Origin of the sequence: Paraburkholderia phymatum, assembly GCF_040965635.1 — a bacterium.
GTDB classification, from domain to species: Bacteria; Pseudomonadota; Gammaproteobacteria; order Burkholderiales; family Burkholderiaceae; genus Paraburkholderia; species Paraburkholderia phymatum_B.
In genome coordinates this window covers 57,241-75,672 of the sequence record NZ_JBFRCH010000002.1, presented here as the reverse complement: position 1 = coordinate 75,672, position 18,432 = coordinate 57,241, and the positions used below count along the sequence as shown (strand labels likewise).

General features: G+C 66.1%; 12 protein-coding genes. 6 read left to right on the top strand and 6 right to left on the bottom strand.

Annotation, left to right across the window (positions count from 1 at the left end; all coding sequences use genetic code 11):
- The first annotated feature begins 132 nt into the window (after positions 1 to 132).
- Genes AB4Y32_RS03750 through AB4Y32_RS03740 form a run of 3 tightly spaced genes read left to right on the top strand, consistent with a single transcriptional unit; the run spans position 133 to position 8,937 of the window.
- Positions 133 to 6,501 (top strand): type I polyketide synthase, encoded by a 6,369-nt coding sequence (locus AB4Y32_RS03750; RefSeq protein WP_368720050.1) that lies wholly within the window; start codon positions 133 to 135, stop codon positions 6,499 to 6,501.
- Between the two features lie 55 nt (positions 6,502 to 6,556).
- Positions 6,557 to 7,903 (top strand): aminotransferase class I/II-fold pyridoxal phosphate-dependent enzyme, encoded by a 1,347-nt coding sequence (locus tag AB4Y32_RS03745; protein WP_368720049.1) that lies wholly within the window; start codon positions 6,557 to 6,559, stop codon positions 7,901 to 7,903.
- Positions 7,900 to 8,937, top strand: a complete 1,038-nt coding sequence (locus AB4Y32_RS03740) for a zinc-dependent alcohol dehydrogenase family protein (protein ID WP_368720048.1) — start codon at positions 7,900 to 7,902, stop codon at positions 8,935 to 8,937. Before AB4Y32_RS03745 ends, AB4Y32_RS03740 begins: the two co-directional genes overlap by 4 nt.
- A 100-nt stretch (positions 8,938 to 9,037) precedes the next feature.
- Here AB4Y32_RS03740 and AB4Y32_RS03735 read toward each other — a convergent pair whose 3' ends face one another.
- From AB4Y32_RS03735 to AB4Y32_RS03710, 6 genes are all read right to left on the bottom strand, one after another.
- Complete coding sequence (locus AB4Y32_RS03735; RefSeq protein ID WP_368720047.1) at positions 9,038 to 9,781, bottom strand: SDR family oxidoreductase; 744 nt, start codon at positions 9,779 to 9,781, stop codon at positions 9,038 to 9,040.
- Between the two features lie 87 nt (positions 9,782 to 9,868).
- The gene (locus AB4Y32_RS03730) at positions 9,869 to 10,453 is read right to left on the bottom strand and encodes a TIGR00730 family Rossman fold protein (RefSeq protein WP_368720534.1); all 585 of its coding nucleotides are present in this window, start codon (positions 10,451 to 10,453) and stop codon (positions 9,869 to 9,871) included.
- Positions 10,454 to 10,458: 5 nt separating this feature from the next.
- Positions 10,459 to 11,172, bottom strand: a complete 714-nt coding sequence (locus tag AB4Y32_RS03725) for a TetR/AcrR family transcriptional regulator (RefSeq protein ID WP_368720046.1) — start codon at positions 11,170 to 11,172, stop codon at positions 10,459 to 10,461.
- Between the two features lie 227 nt (positions 11,173 to 11,399).
- Positions 11,400 to 12,191, bottom strand: a complete 792-nt coding sequence (locus AB4Y32_RS03720) for a diacylglycerol kinase (RefSeq protein WP_368720045.1) — start codon at positions 12,189 to 12,191, stop codon at positions 11,400 to 11,402.
- 69 nt (positions 12,192 to 12,260) lie between these two features.
- Positions 12,261 to 13,292: a glycosyltransferase family 4 protein gene (locus AB4Y32_RS03715; protein ID WP_368720533.1), complete on the bottom strand. Its 1,032-nt coding sequence runs from the start codon at positions 13,290 to 13,292 to the stop codon at positions 12,261 to 12,263.
- Positions 13,293 to 13,327: 35 nt separating this feature from the next.
- Entirely contained in the window at positions 13,328 to 14,269 is a 942-nt protein-coding gene (locus AB4Y32_RS03710) for a UDP-2,3-diacylglucosamine diphosphatase (RefSeq protein ID WP_087733308.1), read from the bottom strand.
- A gap of 291 nt (positions 14,270 to 14,560) precedes the next feature.
- Here AB4Y32_RS03710 and AB4Y32_RS03705 point away from each other — a divergent pair, with 291 nt between their 5' ends.
- From AB4Y32_RS03705 to AB4Y32_RS03695, 3 genes are all read left to right on the top strand, one after another.
- The gene (locus tag AB4Y32_RS03705) at positions 14,561 to 15,616 is read left to right on the top strand and encodes a LacI family DNA-binding transcriptional regulator (RefSeq protein ID WP_368720044.1); all 1,056 of its coding nucleotides are present in this window, start codon (positions 14,561 to 14,563) and stop codon (positions 15,614 to 15,616) included.
- A 185-nt stretch (positions 15,617 to 15,801) separates the two neighbouring features.
- Entirely contained in the window at positions 15,802 to 16,758 is a 957-nt protein-coding gene (locus AB4Y32_RS03700; RefSeq protein ID WP_368720043.1) for a substrate-binding domain-containing protein, read from the top strand.
- Positions 16,759 to 16,855: 97 nt separating this feature from the next.
- Entirely contained in the window at positions 16,856 to 18,430 is a 1,575-nt protein-coding gene (locus AB4Y32_RS03695; RefSeq protein ID WP_368720042.1) for a sugar ABC transporter ATP-binding protein, read from the top strand.
- The last annotated feature ends 2 nt before the right edge of the window (positions 18,431 to 18,432 follow it).

Below are 18,432 nucleotides of genomic sequence, written 5' to 3'. Positions count from 1 at the left end.
CGAAAGCGCAGGTGAACACACGCAACCCGGGGTAGGGAAAAGAACGCGCCGCATCACGCGCCGCGCGCGGCCGGTGCGTGCGGCATCCCGACATAACGAACAGAACTTGACTACAAGACAGGAAAAACGATCATGCGCGATATCGCGATAGTAGGCATGGCATGCCGTTTCCCGGCAGGGCTCGACGACCTTGACGCGTTGCTGGCGGCGCTCCGCCAGCGCACGGTGACGGCCGGCCCGGTGCCCGCCGACCGCTGGGACGCGGCACGCTATTACGCCGCCGACGAAAGCGCAAAGGGCAAGGCCTATGTCGACAAGGCCAACTTCCTGAAGCAGGACATTCGCGCAATCGACGCGGGCTTCTTCGATCTGCCGCCGCGCGTCGTCGAAAATCTCGATCCGATGCAACGCCTGTTGCTCGAACTGATCTGGGAGGCGTTCGAGAACGCGGGCCTCGATCTGACCGCGCATGCGGGCAAGAAGGTCGGCGTGTATGTCGGCGGCTTCATGCTGGACCACATGATCACGCTGATGCAGCCGGCCAACCGCGCGCGCCACAACGCGAATACGGCGGCGGGCATGATGATGACGATGCTGTCCAACCGGCTTTCGCATGCATTCGATCTGCGCGGGCCGAGCCTGTCGATCGACACGGCGTGCTCGTCGTCGCTGGTTGCGTTCAGCTACGCGTGCCGCGATATCTGGAACGGCGACTGCGAGATGGCCGTGGTCGGCGGCGCCAACGTGATGACGCGTCCCGAGTACCCGATCGGCATGTGCAAGGGGCAGTTCCTGTCGCGCGACGGTCAGTGCAAGTCGTTCGATGCGCGCGGCGACGGTTATGGTCGCGGCGAAGGCGGCGGTATCGTCGTGCTGAAGACACTGGAGCGCGCGCTTGCCGACGGCGACACGATACTCGCGACCGTCGCGGGCGCGGGCGTCAATTCCGATGGCCGCACGCCGGGCATCTCGATGCCGAGCGCCGACGCGCAGAGCGCGCTGATTCGCGACGTGTGCGAGCGCTTTGCGATCGACGTGTCGAAGGTTCGCTATGTCGAATGTCACGGCACGGGGACGGCGGTGGGCGACCCGATCGAGGCCGAGTCGATCGGCTCCGTGTACGGCACGGGCCGCGAGGGCGATGCGCGCGTCGTGCTCGGGTCGATCAAGAGCAACATCGGGCACCTGGAAGCGGGCGCGGGCATCGCGGGCATCATCAAGGCCGTGCTGACGCTGATGTATCGCGAGGCGTTCCCGCTCGGCAATCTGCAGACGCCGCATCCGGGCATCGACTTCGAGAAGCTCGGCGTGCGCCTCGCCGATGCGCCGATCAGGCTCACACAGGACGATGAGCTGGACGGCGAGCCGTTCCTCGTCGCGGTCAATTCGTTCGGCTATGGCGGCACGAATGCGCATGTGGTGCTGCGCTCGGCGTCGAACTTCGACGGAGCGCGCAACGCGCACGAGCGCGCTGACGCGACTCATCGGCCTGCGGGCTTTCCGTCGATGCTGCCGCTCTCTGCGCGTGACCCGGAAGCGCTCAAGGCGCTGGCTCGGCGCTATCGCGCGCTGCTCGCGCAGCCGGAGGCGAAGCTCGACGACCTGCTGTACTCCGCCGCGCTGCGCCGCGCGCATCTCAGCGAACGCGCCGTCGTGCTGGGCGCCGACCGCGCGACGCTCGTCGCCGCGCTCGACGCGCTCGCGCAGGGCGAAAAGAGCGAGTGCGTCGTGACGGGCCAGCAGGCGCCTCAAGGGAAGGCGCTGCCCGTGTGGGTGTTCACGGGCATGGGCCCGCAATGGTGGGCGATGGGCCAGCAGCTCTATCGCGAAGACGCCGTGTATCGCGCGGCCGTCGACGAGGCGGACGGCATCTTCCAGCGTATCGCCGGCTTCTCGGTTCTCGCCGAAATGCTGAAGGACGAGCGCGAATCGCAAATCACGCGCACCGTGTATGCGCAGCCCGCCAACTTCCTCGTGCAGTGGGGCATCGTCGCGATGCTGCGCGCGGCGGGCGTGACGCCGGGCGCAGTGGTGGGCCACAGCGTCGGCGAAGTGACGGCGGCCGCCGTGAGTGGCGCGCTCAGTCTCGAAGACGCGCTGCGCGTCGCTTACGAGCGCAGCCGCCTGCAGGCGCGCACGGCGGGCACGGGCGGCATGCTCGCCGTGGGCGTCGGGCCGCAGGCACTGACGGACGCGCTGAAGCAATACGAAGGCCGCATCGAAATCGCCGCCGTCAATGGACCGAACACGATCACGCTGGCGGGCGAAACGGCCGCGATCAGGCAGTTCGCGGCCGACCTTTCGCAGCGCGAAATCTTCAATCGCGTGCTCAACGTCGAGGTGCCGTATCACAGCTATCTGATGGAGCCGATTCTCGGCGAGCTGACGCAGCGGCTTCAGTCGATCGTCGCGCGCGAGCCGTCGATTCCCGTCGTGTCGACCGTCACCGGCAAGCGCTTCGAAGGCCCGGCGTTCGGCGCCGACTATTGGGCGAGGAACGTGCGCGAGCCCGTCTCGTTCATGCAGGCTGTGCAGACCTTGCTCGACGAAGGCTTCGTCACGTTCGTCGAAGTGGGACCACACCCGGTGCTGTCGTCGGCGCTGCGGGATTGCGCGAAGGTGCGCGCGAACGAAATCCGCCTCGTCGAAACGCTGCGCCGTAAAGAAACCAGCCACGAGCCCGAATGCGCGCGCGTGCACCGCGCCGTCGCGCAGATCTTCGCGAGCGGAGCCACGATCGACTGGACACCGCTCAACGGCAACGGTCGTTTCGCCGCGCTGCCGAATTATCCGTGGCAGCGCGAGCGCCTGTGGCTCGAATCCGACCGCGCCGCGTATCAGCGCATCGGCCCGACCGACCGGCCGCTGCTCGGCAACGAGCACTATCCCGCGCACGACGTCTGGACCAACGATCTCGAGCATCACAACCTTGCGTGGCTGAAGGACCACGTCGTATCGGGCGCGCCCATCATGCCGGCTGCCGGCTACATCGAGACGCTGCTCGAAGCGGCTGCCACGCTGCATCCCGACGCGCCGGGCTGGACGGTCTCCGACGTCGCGATTCACGCGCCGCTCGTCATGGCGGGCGATCGCGCGATCGATTATGTGTGCGCATACGAGCGCGGCACGCGTGGCGTCGCGATCCGCAGCATCGAAGGGGGCAGGATCGGCGAGGGCACGCTGCATCTGACGGGCACGGCCGGGGCATTGAAGGCCGCCGATGCCATGCGTGTCGATATCGAGGCGCTAAAGGCTTCGCTCGACCGTCCTGTCGATGCGCAAGCGTTCTATCGCGAACTCGCGCGCATGGGGCTGCAATACGGTCCCGCGTTCCAGTCGATCCGCTCGCTGCACAAGGCGGCGTCCGGCGGCCATGTGCTCGTGCGCATCGAATGTCCGGCGCACCTGCCGCGCGACGGCTACCGCGCGCATCCGTCGATGCTCGATGCGTGCTTCCAGGCGCTAGTCGGTATCCTGGACGACAGCGACTCCACCTGGCTGCCGACAGGCTTCAGCGAGATGCGCGTGCTCGCGCCGTCGCTGCCGATGGCGTACTGGTGCGAAGCGGTACGCGTGAACGCGACGCCGCGGCACGTCGACGCCGATCTCACGATCGCCGACGACAGTGGCCGCGTGCTGGCCGTGATTCGAGGGATGCGCGTGACGGCGTCGTCGGCGAAGCTCGAACGCACGGATGCATGGGGTGACCCCGTGAAGCTGCAGATGCTGCGCTACGAGTGGTCGGACGGCGCGCGCCTGCCGGAGCCGAAGCGGCTCGGCCACTGGCTGATCGTCGAGGACGATGCCGCGAGGCAAACCGCTGACACGATCGCGGCCGGCTTCGAAGCGTTCGGCGTGCCGATGTGCGCGCGTCTGAACGTTGCGGCGTACGTCGAGGTGCGCAACGGCCAGCGCGCGCTGCGTGCCGACGCGAGCGCCGCGATCGGCGCCGCGCTCGACGAAGCGGGCCCGTTCGACGGCGCCGTTTTCCTGCACGGTCTGCAAGCGCGCAGCGAGAGCGACGATCCAACGGCGACGGCCGCGCTGCTGCTGATGCATGCCGTCACGAAGCATCTGGCCGCGTCGCCGGCGCCGCAGCGTCCGCGCGCTTACGTGGTCACGCGCGCGGCCTTCGATACGACGCAACAGGGGGCGCACGTCGAACCGGCGCAGACAGCGCTCAACGGCTTTGCGCGCGTTGCGTTCAATGAGATCGAAGGCATGCGTTTTTCGAGCATCGATCTGCCGCCGGCAGCGAGCGCCGACGATATCGATGCCGCGATCCTCGAATTGCTGTGCGATGCGCCCGAAGACGAAGTCGCGATCCGCCGCGGGCGGCGCCTGTTCAGCCGGCTGACGGCGAATCCGTGGCTCACGCAGCCGCTCGTCGAGACCGTCGCGCCCGAGGGCGGCCGCAAGCTGCTCGTGCGCGCGCTGGGCGAGCGCCAGGAGGACGACGGGGGCGCGGGCAGCGTGAAGCTGATCGAAGTGGCGCACGAGCCGCTTGCGGATGACGGCCTGGAGTTGAAGATCGAAGCGGTGGCCCTGACGAGCCGCGCGCTGCGCGCGTCGACGGGCGAGCGCTTCGACGACGATTTCGTCGACGTGGTGGCGACAGTGAGCGGCATCGGTTCGAACGTGACGGATCTGCGCGAGGGGCAACGCGTGTACGGACTCGCGCCCGCCGATTTCGCGACGCACATCCGCGGTCCGCGCGCCGCGTTCCATCTGACGCCGTTGCCGGATCATGCGACGCCCGCATCGGTGCTGGTTGCCGCCAGCCGTGCAGCCGTGGCGATGCGTGTCGTCGAACAGGCCGATCTCGGCGCGCATTCGTGTGCGCTCGTGCTCGCCGACGATACGGGTCTCGCAGTGGCGGCGGCGCTGCGCGCACAGGGCGTCGACGTGACGCTGGTCGCGGCTGACCCGGCGGCTGCGCAGGAAGGCGTGCTCGCCGCGACGCACGACGCGATCGAGCGCGCGTGCGTCGAACGCACGCAAGGCCGTGGCTTCGATGCGATCGCCGCGCCGCTGTGCGACTGGGCCGAGCGCATTGGCTGGCGCGCGCTCGCGGCGGGCGGCGTGCTGATCGACACGGCCGCACGCGCCCGTCCCGTGACGATGCCGCGCGCTTCGTCGTCGGTCGTGCGCGCGGATCTGACCGTCCTGACACAGCGCGCCGGGCGATTTGCATCGGCATTGCAACGTGCCGTCGCGCGCGCCGAACGCGGCGAGCTTGCGAGAGCCGACAGCCTGTCGGTGTCGCTCGCCGATCTCGCGACCCGCAAGCTCGCGATGCCCGACAGCGAGGTTTCGCTGATCGTGCGCTTCGACGATGCGGTGACGCCATTGCCCGCGCAGGTACACGAAACCGTCGCGTTCGATCCCGACGCGACGTATCTGGTGACGGGCGGACTCGGCGGCTTCGGCCAGAAAACAGCGCGTTGGCTCGTCGATCATGGCACGCGTCATCTCGTGCTCGCGTCGCGCAGCGGCGCGGATACGGCGGAGCGCCGCGCCTTCGTCGACGGCCTCGCGGCGCGCGGCGTGCAGGTGCTCTGCGTGCCGTGCGACGTGTCCGACGCAGCGCAGATGCGCGATCTGTTCGGCGTCATTGCGCGCGCCGGGAAGCCGCTGCGCGGCGTGTTCCACTCGGCCGCCGTCATCGTCGACGAGCCCATCGTCGAACTGAATCCGCAGAACCTCGTCGCCGTGATGCGCAACAAGGCCGCAAGCGCGCGCCTGCTTCACGAGCACACGCGCGGCATGCAGCTCGATCACTTCGTGCTGTTCTCGTCGATTGCGAATCTGGTCGGCAACAGCCGCCAGGCTAGCTATGCGAGCGCGAACGGCTACCTCGACGGGCTTGCATGGCATCGACATGCGCTCGGCCTGCCCGCGACCAGCATCAACTGGGGGGCGATCGCCGACGTGGGCGTCATCACGCGCGACGAAAAGCTCGAAGCGTTCATGCGCTACATGGGGCTGCGCGGGATGGAATCGGCAGAGGCGCTCGGCTGGCTCGAGCGCGCGATGCGGCGCGGCGTGCAGCAACTCGGCGTGACGCTGATCACGAACTGGGCCGACTGGGGCCGCTATGAAACGCTGGGTAGCCAGTCGCCGCGCTTCGCGGACCTGATCGCTGCCGACACGAACCGCGATGCCGGCGCGCGCGATGTGCTGAAGGCGGAGCTTGCCGCGCTGCCCGGCTCCGAGCGCTTCACGGTGCTCGCGGGACTGGTCGCGTCGCTGATCGCCGACGAACTGGAAACGTCCGTGGAAGGCATTCCGATCGACCGGCCGATTCTCGACCTCGGCGTCGATTCGCTGATGGCCACCGAGATCCAGCTGGTGCTCGACCGCGATCTGGGCATCAGCGTATCGGTGCTCGAGATTCTCGACGACCTGACGATCCGCGCGATCGTCGACAAGACGCTTGTGTCGCTCGGCTGGGGCGATGCGGAGGAAGCCGCGCCCGCGCTGACGGAGAAGTCGGCATGAGCGGGCGGCTTCGCAACACGATCGGCAACACGCCACACATTGGGGAGACACAGCGATGACGACGGGATCGCATATCGAGCGGCTGCGCGCGCGGCTGCTCGGCAAGACGGGAGCACCGCGCGCGGACGCCGATGCGCACGCGCCGCCCGCCGTGGACAGGCGCGTAACCATCAAGCCGGAACATTACGACTTCGCGTACTTTCCCGAGATGCGCGAGTACGCGAACACGCGCTGGTACTACGACAACCAGGGCTTCGAATGGAACATGTTCCGCGAGCACGTGGGCGTGACGAGCGCCGAAGTCGAGATCGACGGGCGGCGCATGATCAATTTTTCGTCGTACAACTATCTGGATCTTGCAGGCGATCCGCGCGTGAAAGAGGCCGCGAAAAGAGCCATAGACGACTACGGCACGTCGACAGGGTCGGGGCGCATCATCGTCGGCGAGATACCGCTTTTCGGCGAGTTCGAGCGTGAGCTTGCCGATGTGCTCGGCGTCGAAGCCGCGGTGATGGGCGTGAGCGGCTGGGGCACGAATGCGGGCGCGATCGGTTATCTCGCGCGCAAGCAGGACCTGATTCTGTATGACGAGCTGGTGCACAACAGCATGCTGACGGGCGCGAAGATCAGCGGCGCGCGGCGCTTTGCGTTTGCCCACAACGACTGCGACGCGCTCGATCGTTTGCTGAGCGAGCATCGCGGCCAGTACGAGCGCGTGCTGATTCTCACGGAAGGTGTGTTCAGCATGGACGGCGACATCCCCGACGTGCCGCGGCTCATCGACATCAAGCGGCGCCACAAGGCGCTGCTGATGGTCGACGAGGCGCATTCGATGGGCGTGATCGGTCCGCGAGGCCTCGGCGTCGTCGACCATTTCGGCCTGAACGGCGCGGATATCGACATTCACTTCTCGACGCTGTCGAAGTCGTTCGCGACGATCGGCGGCTATGTGGCGGGGCGCAGCGAGCTGGTGACGATGCTCAAGCACTACGCGCCGGGCATCGGTCTCTACATCGCCTCGCCAAACCCGGCCAACGCGGCGGCTGCGCTCGAGGCGTTGCGCATCATGCGCGCCGAGCCCGAGCGCGCGCGCAACGTGGTCGCGATCGCCGACTACTTCCGCGAGCGCGCCCAGGCGGCGGGCCTCGATATCGGAACGAGCCATGCTTCAGCCGTCGTGCCCGTGATGATCGCGGAGTCGGAGACGGCGTTGTGGCTCGCGGCGCGCCTTTTCGACAACGGTGTGTTCGCGTTTCCGATGATCTTCCCCGTGGTGCCGCGCAACGCCGCGCGGCTGCGATTCTTCCTCAACACGGCGCACACGCGCGAGCACGTCGACGGGACGATCGCGTTGCTCGCGCAACTCAAGGCAAGCGCGCCACCCGCGAAGGGGCTTTTTTGAAGCAGATCCGTTTCGATACGTTCGGTCCGCCCGCGCTGGTCGCGCGCTGCCATGAGATGGCCGATCCCGGTCCGCCGTCGGCGTGGGAAGTGCTTGTCGACATCGACGCGTGCACGATTACGCCCGCTGACCTCGCGCGGCTTGCGGGGCGCTACGGCGAACTGCCGACGCTGCCCGCGACGCCCGGCCTCGAAGGCGTGGGACACGTGACGGCGTGCGGCGCGTCGGTGAAGACGCTGGCCGTCGGCGATCGCGTGATCGTCGTCGGCAACGACAACTGGTGTCAGCGCAGACGTTTGCCCGCCGCGATGCTCCACAAGGTGCCCGCGCATCTCGACGTGCTGCAGCTCGCGGCGCTGAAAGTGAGCGGGTGCACGGCGCTCGAACTGGTGCGGCGCGCGGCGTCCCTTGCACGCGGCGACTGGATCGTGCAGACGGCGCCGCTGTCGAGCGTCGGACGCGCGGTTATGCAGATTGCGCGGCACGACGGCTTGCGCACGCTCAACGTCGTGCGGCGTCCCGAGGCCGTTGCCGAGGTGCTCGCGGCAGGCGGGGATGCTGCCGTCGAAGACGGCCCGCTGCTCGCCGACGCCGTGCGCCGCGCGACGGACGGCGCCCCGCTTTCGATCGCGCTCGATGCCGTGGGCGGCGACGGCGTGGCGCGGCTCGCCGCGCTGCTTGCGCGCGGCGGCACGCTCGTCAATTACGGGATGCTGTCCGGGCAGCCGATGCGCATCGACTGCGAGCACGCGATTTTCGGCGGCATCACGGTCAAGGGCTTCTGGCTGACGCAGCGGCTATCGCGCATGTCGCTCGCTCAACGCGACGCACTGATCGGCGAGGCCGTCGATCTGCTTGAACGCGGCGTGTTGCAGACGCCGGTGTCGGCGACTTTCGCGCTCGATGCGATCGGCGAGGCGTTGCGGCATGCCGAACAGCCGGGACGGCAGGGAAAGGTGTTTTTGCTGCCGAATGGTCGTTGCCGGGGCCGCAATGCGTGCCGTCATCCGGCGCGACGGAAGGGGCGGCTGTGACATCGCGCGAACGCACGGGCGCTGGCGCATTCGGGCCGGGCTGACGGTCTGCGCACCGGGCAAGCGAAAGCCGCCGCGGCGGCGGTTCAGAGAGCAGAAATCAGCGGCCCGCGCTCACATCGAGCAGCGCGCCGTTCACATACGATGCGGCATCGCTCAGCAGCCAGACGATCGCCTCGGCGACTTCTTCGGCCGTGCCCGGACGGCCCAGCGGCGTTTGCGTGCCGAGCACGGCGGCGCGGTCGGGGCGCCCGCCGCTTGCGTGAATGTCGGTGTCGATCAGGCCCGGGCGCACGGCGTTCACGCGCACGCCTTGCGGGCCGAGCTCCTTCGCGAGGCCGATCGTCATCGTATCGACGGCGCCTTTCGAGCCCGCGTAATCGACGTATTCGTTCGGCGACCCGAGCCGCGATGCCGCCGACGACACGTTGACGATCGCGCCGCCATGTCCGCCGCGATCCTTCGCCATGCGCCGCGCCGCTTCGCGCGCGCACAGATACGCGCCGTACACGTTGACGTCGAACATGCGCTTCAGGCGCGCGGCATCCATGTCGGCGAGCGGCATCGAAGGCGCGACGATGCCCGCGTTGTTCACGAGCGCGTCGACGCGGCCGTACGCGCTTTCGAGCGCATCGAACATCGCGACAACCTGCGCTTCGTCGGCGACATCGCCCGCGATCACGCGCGCGTGGCCGCCCGCGCGTCCGACTTCGGCGGCCGCTTCTTTCGCGGCGGCTTCGTTGGCCGCGTAGTTGATGCCGACCGACCAGCCGCGCGCGCCGAGCAGGCGCGCCGTCGCGCGGCCGATGCCGCGGCTCGCACCCGTGACCAGAACCACTTTCATCGTGTGTGCCTCATCTGTGCCTTATGTGCGTCTGATATGTGCCGCCGGCGACGAAACTGCCGCTCACCAGAGCGAGCACGCCGCGCGTCACACGCGCTCGCGCCGGTCCGCCCACTTGTCGCGCGCGGGCGGCTGATAGCGCTGCAGCTTGGCGATCAGCGCGGCGGGGTCGTTGTCGATTTGCAGGATGTCGAAGTAGGTCTGACGCATGAAGCCTTCCTGCACCGTGTGCTCCAGCAGCGAGATCAGCGGATCGTAGAAGCCGTCGATGTTCAGCACGGCGACGGCCTTCTGGTGATAGCCGAGCTGCGCCCACGTGTAGACCTCGAACAGCTCTTCGAGGGTTCCCGCGCCGCCCGGCAGCGCGACGAACGCATCCGACAGGTCGGCCATCATCTTCTTGCGCTGATGCATGTCGTGCACGACGTGCAGTTCCGACAGGCCGTCGTGGCCGACTTCCTTGTTGACCAGCAGTTCGGGGATCACGCCGATTGCGCGGCCGCCCGCGGCCATCACTTCATCGGCGATCACGCCCATCAGGCCGACCTTGCCGCCGCCGTAGACGAGCGACAGGTTCGCGTCGACGAGTGCGCGGCCGAACGCCTTCGCGGCGTCGCGATACAGCGGTTTGGCTCCGTCCGACGAGCCGCAATACACACAGACTGCCTTCATCATCTTCAACTTTCCTTCGATTCGTTGCGTTCTCGCGGCGGCAGATAGTCGTAGAACTCGCGCTGCGGATGCTTGCCCGACACCAGATCGTCGAACAGCTCGCGCGAGCGGCCGCGCAGATACGGCGCCATCAATGACACGATCTGCACGCTCACCTGATGCAGCTCGGCGCGGATCGCCTCCTGCTCGTTGTACTTGCGCGGGTTCATCACGAACTGATACGACAGCCAGTACGTCGCGATCACACCGATGTTGGTCGCGATCACCTTGATCTCGTCGGGCGTCGCGACCATTTCGCCGTCGGCGACGAGCTGCTCGCAGAACTGGCTCGCGAAGCGCACCTTGTGGCTGATGATCTGCTTGAAGTGCGTCTCCAGCGTGCGGTTGCGCGCGAGCAGATCGTTCAGGTCGCGATACAGGAAGCGGTAGCGCCACGTGAAGTCGACCATGTACCGAAGATACGACCACATCTCGTCGATCGTCGCGCGATGGTCTTCCGGAAAACGCAGACGCTTTTCGATCTCCTGCTCGAACTGGCTGAAGATGCTGTTGATGATGTCGTCCTTGTTGCGGAAGTGGTAGTACAGGTTGCCTGGACTGATCTCCATTTCCTCGGCGATGGTCGTCGTCGTGACGTTCGGCTCGCCGATCTCGTTGAAGAGCTTCAACGATAGTTCGAGAATCCGTTCGCGCGTGCGGCGGGGAGGTTTGGCTTCCATATCGTCCGGCCCTGGTTTACGGGCGTCCGCGATGCCTCCTGCTACGGCATGCTCCTCCGCCCGGTCTGGTTGGCTGTTTTTGAGACTGTCGAACGATTATAAACCGACCGTTCTATACCCAGAACGCGCACTTCTGTATCGCGCGGATGCCGCGCCAATGATGGGCTCATGAAGACTCGGCACGTGGGCTCGGTGCTCGCGCGCGGCGGCTAGCGTCCGAATCCGAATCACCCGCCGAACCACGCGCCGACCCACCCGCCGACCCAATGAATGACGAGAGGCCCGACGATCAGCGCCCAGGTCATCACGCACATGAAGAGCGCGACCATCACGGCCGCGCTGCCGAGATCCTTCGCGCGTCGCGACAGTTCGTGGCGCTCGAGCGAGATGCGGTCGATGGCCGCTTCGAGGCTCGAATTGAGCAGCTCGACGATCAGCACGAGGAACACGGAGCCGAGCAGCAGCACGCGCGACACGGGCTCGACGGGCACGACGATGCCGCACGGCACAAGAATGGCCGCGAGCGTCAGTTCCTGGCGAAACGCGCTTTCCTCGCGGATCGCGACACGAAAGCCCGCGAACGAGTTCTTCATCGCGTGCCATGCGCGCGTGATGCCGCGATTGCCCTTGTACGGATTGAACGGCAGCGGCGCGAGGGGATCGTCGGGGCCGAGCGGCTCGTGCGGGTGATGCGGCTCGGCGCGGGCGTCGGCGTGGACGTCTGCACCGGCTTCGGCATCGATGTCAGTCTCGATCAGCGTGTCCTCTTCGGATGGCGCCGAATTGCGCGGTATCGGCTTGTGCGTCGTGGATGGCATGGGAGATGGCTTGCGTGCTGGAGCAGGTTGAGTGCGTCCAGCATAGCGCGACTGCGGCGCGCCGTCGTCATGCCGTTCGTGCACATCGCCGAAAGGTCCGCCGTCCGGCTCGACGGCCGGACCGGCTTCAGACGCGATGGTTTCGGCGTCGCGCAGCGATCCCTGCGGGGCGCGCAATGCGTTCGATTGTCTCGTTTGCATGGGCGTGGCGGGAAGTGAGGGCGCTCGCGCGTCGGACAGTGCGCTTCGGATACGCGCTTCGGATACGCGTTATGCGGCGGCGTTTTCCTCGCTATAGGCGGCGCGCGGCAAGGGCTTCAGATGCGCGGCGAACTGCTCGGAGGCGGCCGTCCACGAGAAGCGCTCGGCCCATTCGCGCGCGCGGCTGCGGTCGATCTTCAGTGCTTCGAGACACGCTTCGCGCAAGTCTTCGTGCATCGCGCCTGCGCCGCCGTCGCCGAGCACGTCGATGGGGCCCGTCACGGGATAAGCGGCGACGGGCGTGCCGCACGCGAGCGCTTCGAGCAGCACGAGGCCGAACGTGTCGGTGCGGCTCGGGAACACGAATACATCGGCGGCCGCGTAGACCTTCGCAAGCTCGGCTTGCGTCAGCACGCCGAGATAGTTGACGGCCGGATAGCGCGACTTCAGTTCGGCGAGCGCCGGACCTTCGCCCGCAACCCATTTCGAGCCGGGCAGATCAAGCTTGAGGAACGCTTCGACGTTCTTCTCGACGGCGACGCGTCCCACGTACAGAAAGATCGGCCGCGCGGTGTTCAGCACCTTCGAGTCCATCATGTGGAAGATGTCGAGATCGACGCCGCGCGTCCACAGCACCACGTTCGTGAAGCCATATTTTTCGAGGTCCGCCTTCACGACAGGCGTCGGCGCCATCACGGACAGCGACGGCTTATGGAACCAGTGCAGGAAGCGATACGTCCACGCAAGCGGAATGCCGAAACGCGCCTGCACGTACTCGGGAAAGCGCGTGTGATACGCGGTCGTGAACGGCAGCTTGTGCTCGATCGCATAGGCGCGCGCGGCGAGTCCGAGCGGGCCTTCCGTCGCGATGTGCAACGCGTCCGGCTGGAATGCGTCGATGCGCTTGCGCAGATGAAGCTTCGGCAGCAGCGACAAGCGGATCTCGGGGTAGGTCGGGCACGGAATCGTCTTGAACTCGAGCGGCGTCAGCAGATCGACCTTGTGGCCGATCTCCGTCAACTCGCGCGTCGTGTTCTTCAGCGTGCGGACGACGCCGTTGACCTGCGGCTCCCACGCATCGGTGACGATCATGATCTTCATGCAGTTGGCCCTCTCGTAGTGGTGTTCGTGTGCGGTCATGCCGTCGCGCGGGCCTTCGACGCGCTCGCTTGGGGCGAGCGGATCACGGTCCAGTAGATAACCTTCAGCTCGCCCTCGTATGTCTCGACGAGCGCCGACAGGCTCTCGACCCAGTCGCCGTCGTTGCAGTACAGCACGCCGTCGATCTCGCGGATCTCGGCCTTGTGGATGTGTCCGCAGACGACGCCGTCGCAGCCGCGGCGGCGCGCTTCGTCCGTCATCACGCGCTCGAACGACGAGATGAAGTTGACGGCGTTCTTCACCTGATGCTTCAGGTATTGCGACAGCGACCAGTACTGGAAGCCGAGCTTGCTGCGAATGCGGTTGAACCAGCGGTTCAGCACGAGGATCAGCGTATAGAGCGTGTCGCCGAGATACGCGAGCCACTTCGCGTGCTGGATCACGCCGTCGAACAGGTCGCCGTGCACGATCCACAGCCGCTTGCCCGTGAGCGTCGTGTGAAACGCTTCGCCGCGCACGTGGATGTCGCCGAACGCGAGATCGCAGAACTGGCGCGCCCCTTCGTCGTGATTGCCGGGGATGTAGACCACCTGCGTGCCCTTGCGCGCCTTGCGCAGCACCTTCTGCACGACGTCGTTGTGCGCCTGCGGCCAGTACCAGCCTTTCTTCAGTTGCCAGCCGTCGATGATGTCGCCGACCAGGTACAGATACTCCGATTCGTTGTGCCGCAAGAAATCGAGCAGATATGTCGCCTGGCATCCGCCCGAACCGAGGTGAATGTCGGAGAGCCAGATCGTGCGATAGCGATGCGAGTTTTCGTGATCGTCATCGTGATGGCTTTCGGAGGGCGACGGCGGCGTCGGCAGATGCGGAATCGGCGGCAGCGTGGCTGAGGGAGAGCGGGGGCCGAAAGCGACGGGATCGACGCTCGGGCCAGTCTGGCGGAAGAGGGAAGTCGCGGACGTGTTGTTGTCCATGGCTCACGCGTCGAGTTGCAGTACCCGCATTCCGCCATCGCCGCATGACGAACCCGTGACATTCACGAGAAGTTCTTATTACGTATCGCGATGTGTCGGCTCGATGCAACGCAGCAAGCCATGCGCGAATGTTGCGGGTGCGATCGGGCTTCGGGAAAGCCCTGGCCGTGAGTGCCTTGTGCTGATGTATGCGATTGCATATCCTCTGAAACGTTTCAATCTCTGCGCATGACGAGAACACAAGACCAAACCGTTCGACGAACCGGACATCGATAAAGGGGCTGACGAAACATGGGCGTATCCGAGCGGCTTTTGCCGACACTGCGCGACGTGGCCAATGCCGCCGAGGTCTCGGTGGGCACGGCGTCGAAGGTGTTGTCGGGCGCGCCGGGCGTGAGCGAAGCGCGCGCGCAGCGCGTGTGGGACGCGGCGCGCCGGCTCGGCTATCGCCGCAACGGCATCGCCGCCGACTTGCGGCGCGGCAGGCCCAGTTCGATCGGCTTCGTGCTGCCCGACCTCACCAATCAGTTCTTCGTCGACATTGCGCGCGCGCTGGAAAACCGCGCGCTCGAGCACGGCTACCGCCTGATCATGGCGCACGCCGACGAAGACCCCGAGCGCGAAATGGAGCGCATCCGCTTCGTGATGTCGCGCCAGGTGGCGGGCATGATCATCATTCCGTGCCGCGGCTACGAACACGCAATCGAAGAAGTGCGCGAGTGCAACGTGCCGCTCGTGATGGCCGACCGTGTCGACGACTCCTTTCCCGCCGATACCGTGACGACGGACAGCCACGCGGCGTCGTTCGACGGCACCGAGCATCTGATCGCGCTCGGCCACAAGCGCATTGCGTTTCTCCTCAACACGCTCGAGCTCGTGAACTCGCGCGAGCGCGCGGACGGCTATATCGACGCGATGAAGCGCGCCGGACTCGACGCTCATATACGCGTCGTCGAATGCGGAATGACGGCGGCGGAGATCCACGCATCCACGCTCGAAGTGCTGTCGAATGCCGTGCGCCCGACGGCGCTCTTCGCGGGCGGCAACGTGACGACGCTCGGCGCGTTGCGCGCGATCCGCGACGCCGATCTGCGCCTGCCCGAGGACATCTCGCTGCTGTCGTTCGACGACGCGCCGTGGATGTCGGTGCTGCGTCCGTACCTGAGCTCGATCCGTCAGCCGGTGGAGGCGATCGGCCACGCGATCTGGCAGCTGATGCTCAAGCTGCTGAACGGCGAGCGCAATGCGCCCGTGCATCTGAGCTTCAAGGCCGAGTTGCTGGTGCGCGAAAGCACGGCGCCCGTGCCCGTCGAGCAGTCGGAATTCGAGGAGACCCGAAGTAATTAAAACGTTTCAATCGCGGTAGAGAAGACCAGAACAATAACAGCAGCAGTAACAGCAGCAGAGCAGCGGAGCAGGAGAAGGAGACGCACAAACCGCGCATCACGTAATGCGCAATGACAGCAACTACCTTGCATGAGACCGGAGCAAGGCGCGAAAGCGCCGACTCTGGATCGACAGGAGACACAAAGATGAACCGCAATCGCCGCCTGATTACTGGCGCGCTCGTATCGGCGCCTTTCGCCGGGCTTATGATCAAAGCCGGCTACGTGCACGCGCAGGGCAAGAAGTACCGCTTCGGCTTTTCGCAGGTGACGACCGTCGAGCCGTGGCGCGTCCAGTTCAACAAGGACATGAAGGCCGAGGCCGCCAAGCATCCGAACGTCGAACTCGTCATTGCCGATGCGAACGATCGCACCGACAAGCAGAACGCCGACATGGAGAACTTCATCGCGCAGAAGATGGACGTGATCTTCATCTCGCCGAAGGAGTCGGCGGGGCTCACGGGCGTCGTCGAGAAGGCGTTCAAGGCGGGCATTCCCGTGTTCGTGCTCGACCGCGAGGTGAACGGCGACCAGTACACGCAGTTCGTCGGCGGCGACAACGTGCTGATCGGCAAGGGCGTGGGCGAGTTCATCGTCAAGACGCAGGGTGGCGCGGGCAAGGCGAAAGGCAACATCGTCGAAGTGTGGGGCGGCTTCGGCACGCAGGCTTCGCATGACCGGCACGACGGCATGATGTCGTTCGTCGGCAAGGAGTCGGGGCTGAAGATCGTCGGGCAGCGCGTCGACTGCGACTGGAAGCAGGACAAGGCCTACGATTACATGAAGACGGTGCTGCGCGTGAATCCGCAGGTCGATCTCGTGTTCGCGCACAACGATCCGATGGCGTATGGCGCGTATCTCGCCGCGAAGGACGCGGGGGTCGAAAAGAAGATCAAGTTCGTCGGCGCGGACGGGCTGCCGAACGAAGGCGCCGTATGGGTCGAAAAGGGCATTCTCACGGCGACGTTCGTCTATCCGACGCCGGGCGGCGAAGCGCTCCGCCAGGCACTGAAGATGCTCGGCGGTGAAAAGATTCCGAAGAAGGTGATCATGCCGACCCAAGGCATCTTCGCCGACAACGCCAAGCAGTTCGTCGCGAGCTGAGTCGGCGCACACGAGTCGACGTGAAGCGCGCGCAACGGTTGCCACGAACGTTGCGCGTGCTTCATACCACTTCACACCACCCACGAAGAAGCAGCGGATGCAATTCATGACGCCGACGGCAACCAGTCTCGATCCACCTGTCGCGCAGCAGCGCGCTCCAGCGAGCGCGACGCCGCTCGTCGCCGCGACGCGCATCTCGATCGCGTTCAACGGCAGTCCCGCGCTCACCGATGTCGATTTCGACATCATGCCGGGCGAAGTGCATGCGCTCGTCGGCGAGAACGGCGCGGGCAAGTCGAGCCTGATGAAGATACTGGGCGGCCTGTATCTGCCCGATGCTGGTTCCATCGATGTAGCCGGCACGCGCACCGATTTTAGAACCACCGCCGATGCGATGGATGCCGGGATCGCGATCATCCACCAGGAACTGAATCTGGTGGACAGCCTTTCCGTCGTCGACAACCTCTTTCTCGGCAAGGAAATCACGACGCGCTTCGGCTTTCCCGATCATCGCGCGATGAGGGCCAAAGCGCGCGACGTGCTCGCGCAACTGCAATTCAGGCCGTCGCCGGATGCGCTCGTCGGCGCGTTGCGGATCGGCGAAAAGCAGTTGATCGAGATCGCGAAGGCACTGCTCGCCGACGCGCGCGTGCTCATCATGGACGAGCCGACCTCCGCGCTCTCCGACACCGAAACGCATGCGCTCGCGGTACTCGTGCGCGCATTGCGGGAGCGCGGTATGGGCATCGTGCTGATCAGCCATCGGTTGCACGAAGTGTTCGATCTCGCCGATCGCGTGACCGTGCTGCGCGACGGCCGCCATATCGCGACGCTGCCGATGAGTCGCGTCGAATCGGCGGAACAACTGGTGTCGATGATGATCGGCAAGAACTTCGTCGCGCCGCATCGCGAGTCCGGCGAAGTGCGCGCGGCCGCCGACACGATGGTCGCCGTGCGCGATCTCACGCTCTCTGGCGAGCATCGGCCCGTCGTCGACGGCGTGTCGTTCGAAGTGCGGCGCGGCGAGGTGTTCGGCTTGTCGGGCCTGCTCGGCGCGGGCAAGACGGAAATTCTCGAAACGCTGTACGGCGTTTCGCCGTATCGCGTGTCGGGCGCAATCGAGATCGGTCCCGGCAAGCGTGTGTTCAGAACGCCGGCGGAGGCCGTCGACGCGGGCGTTGCGTTCGTCACCGAAGACCGCAAGAAGGACGGGCTGATCGTCGATCAGTCCGTCGAGGCGAACTTCATGCTGCCGAGTCTCGCGCATATCGAAGGCTTTCCGTTCTACCGGCCTCGCGCGGTCGCGCGACGCGTGGCCGCGCAGGCGAAAGCGTCGAACGTGAAGCACGGCGGCGCGGCGGAGCCCGTCGCGACGCTCTCGGGCGGCAATCAGCAGAAGCTCATCATCGGCAAGTGGCTGATGACGCAGCCCGCGATTCTGCTGCTCGACGAGCCGACGCGCGGCGTCGACGTGGCCGCGAAGGCCGAAATCTATAGCCAGATCCTGCAGGCGGCGCGCAGCGGACTGACGGTGGTGGTCGCGAGTTCGGAGATCGACGAACTGATGCTGATGTGCGACCGCATCCTCGTGCTGTGCGAAGGACGCGCGCGAGGCGTGCTCGAACGCGAAGCGTTTTCCGCCGATGAACTCGTGAAGCTGGCATCGCCCTGATG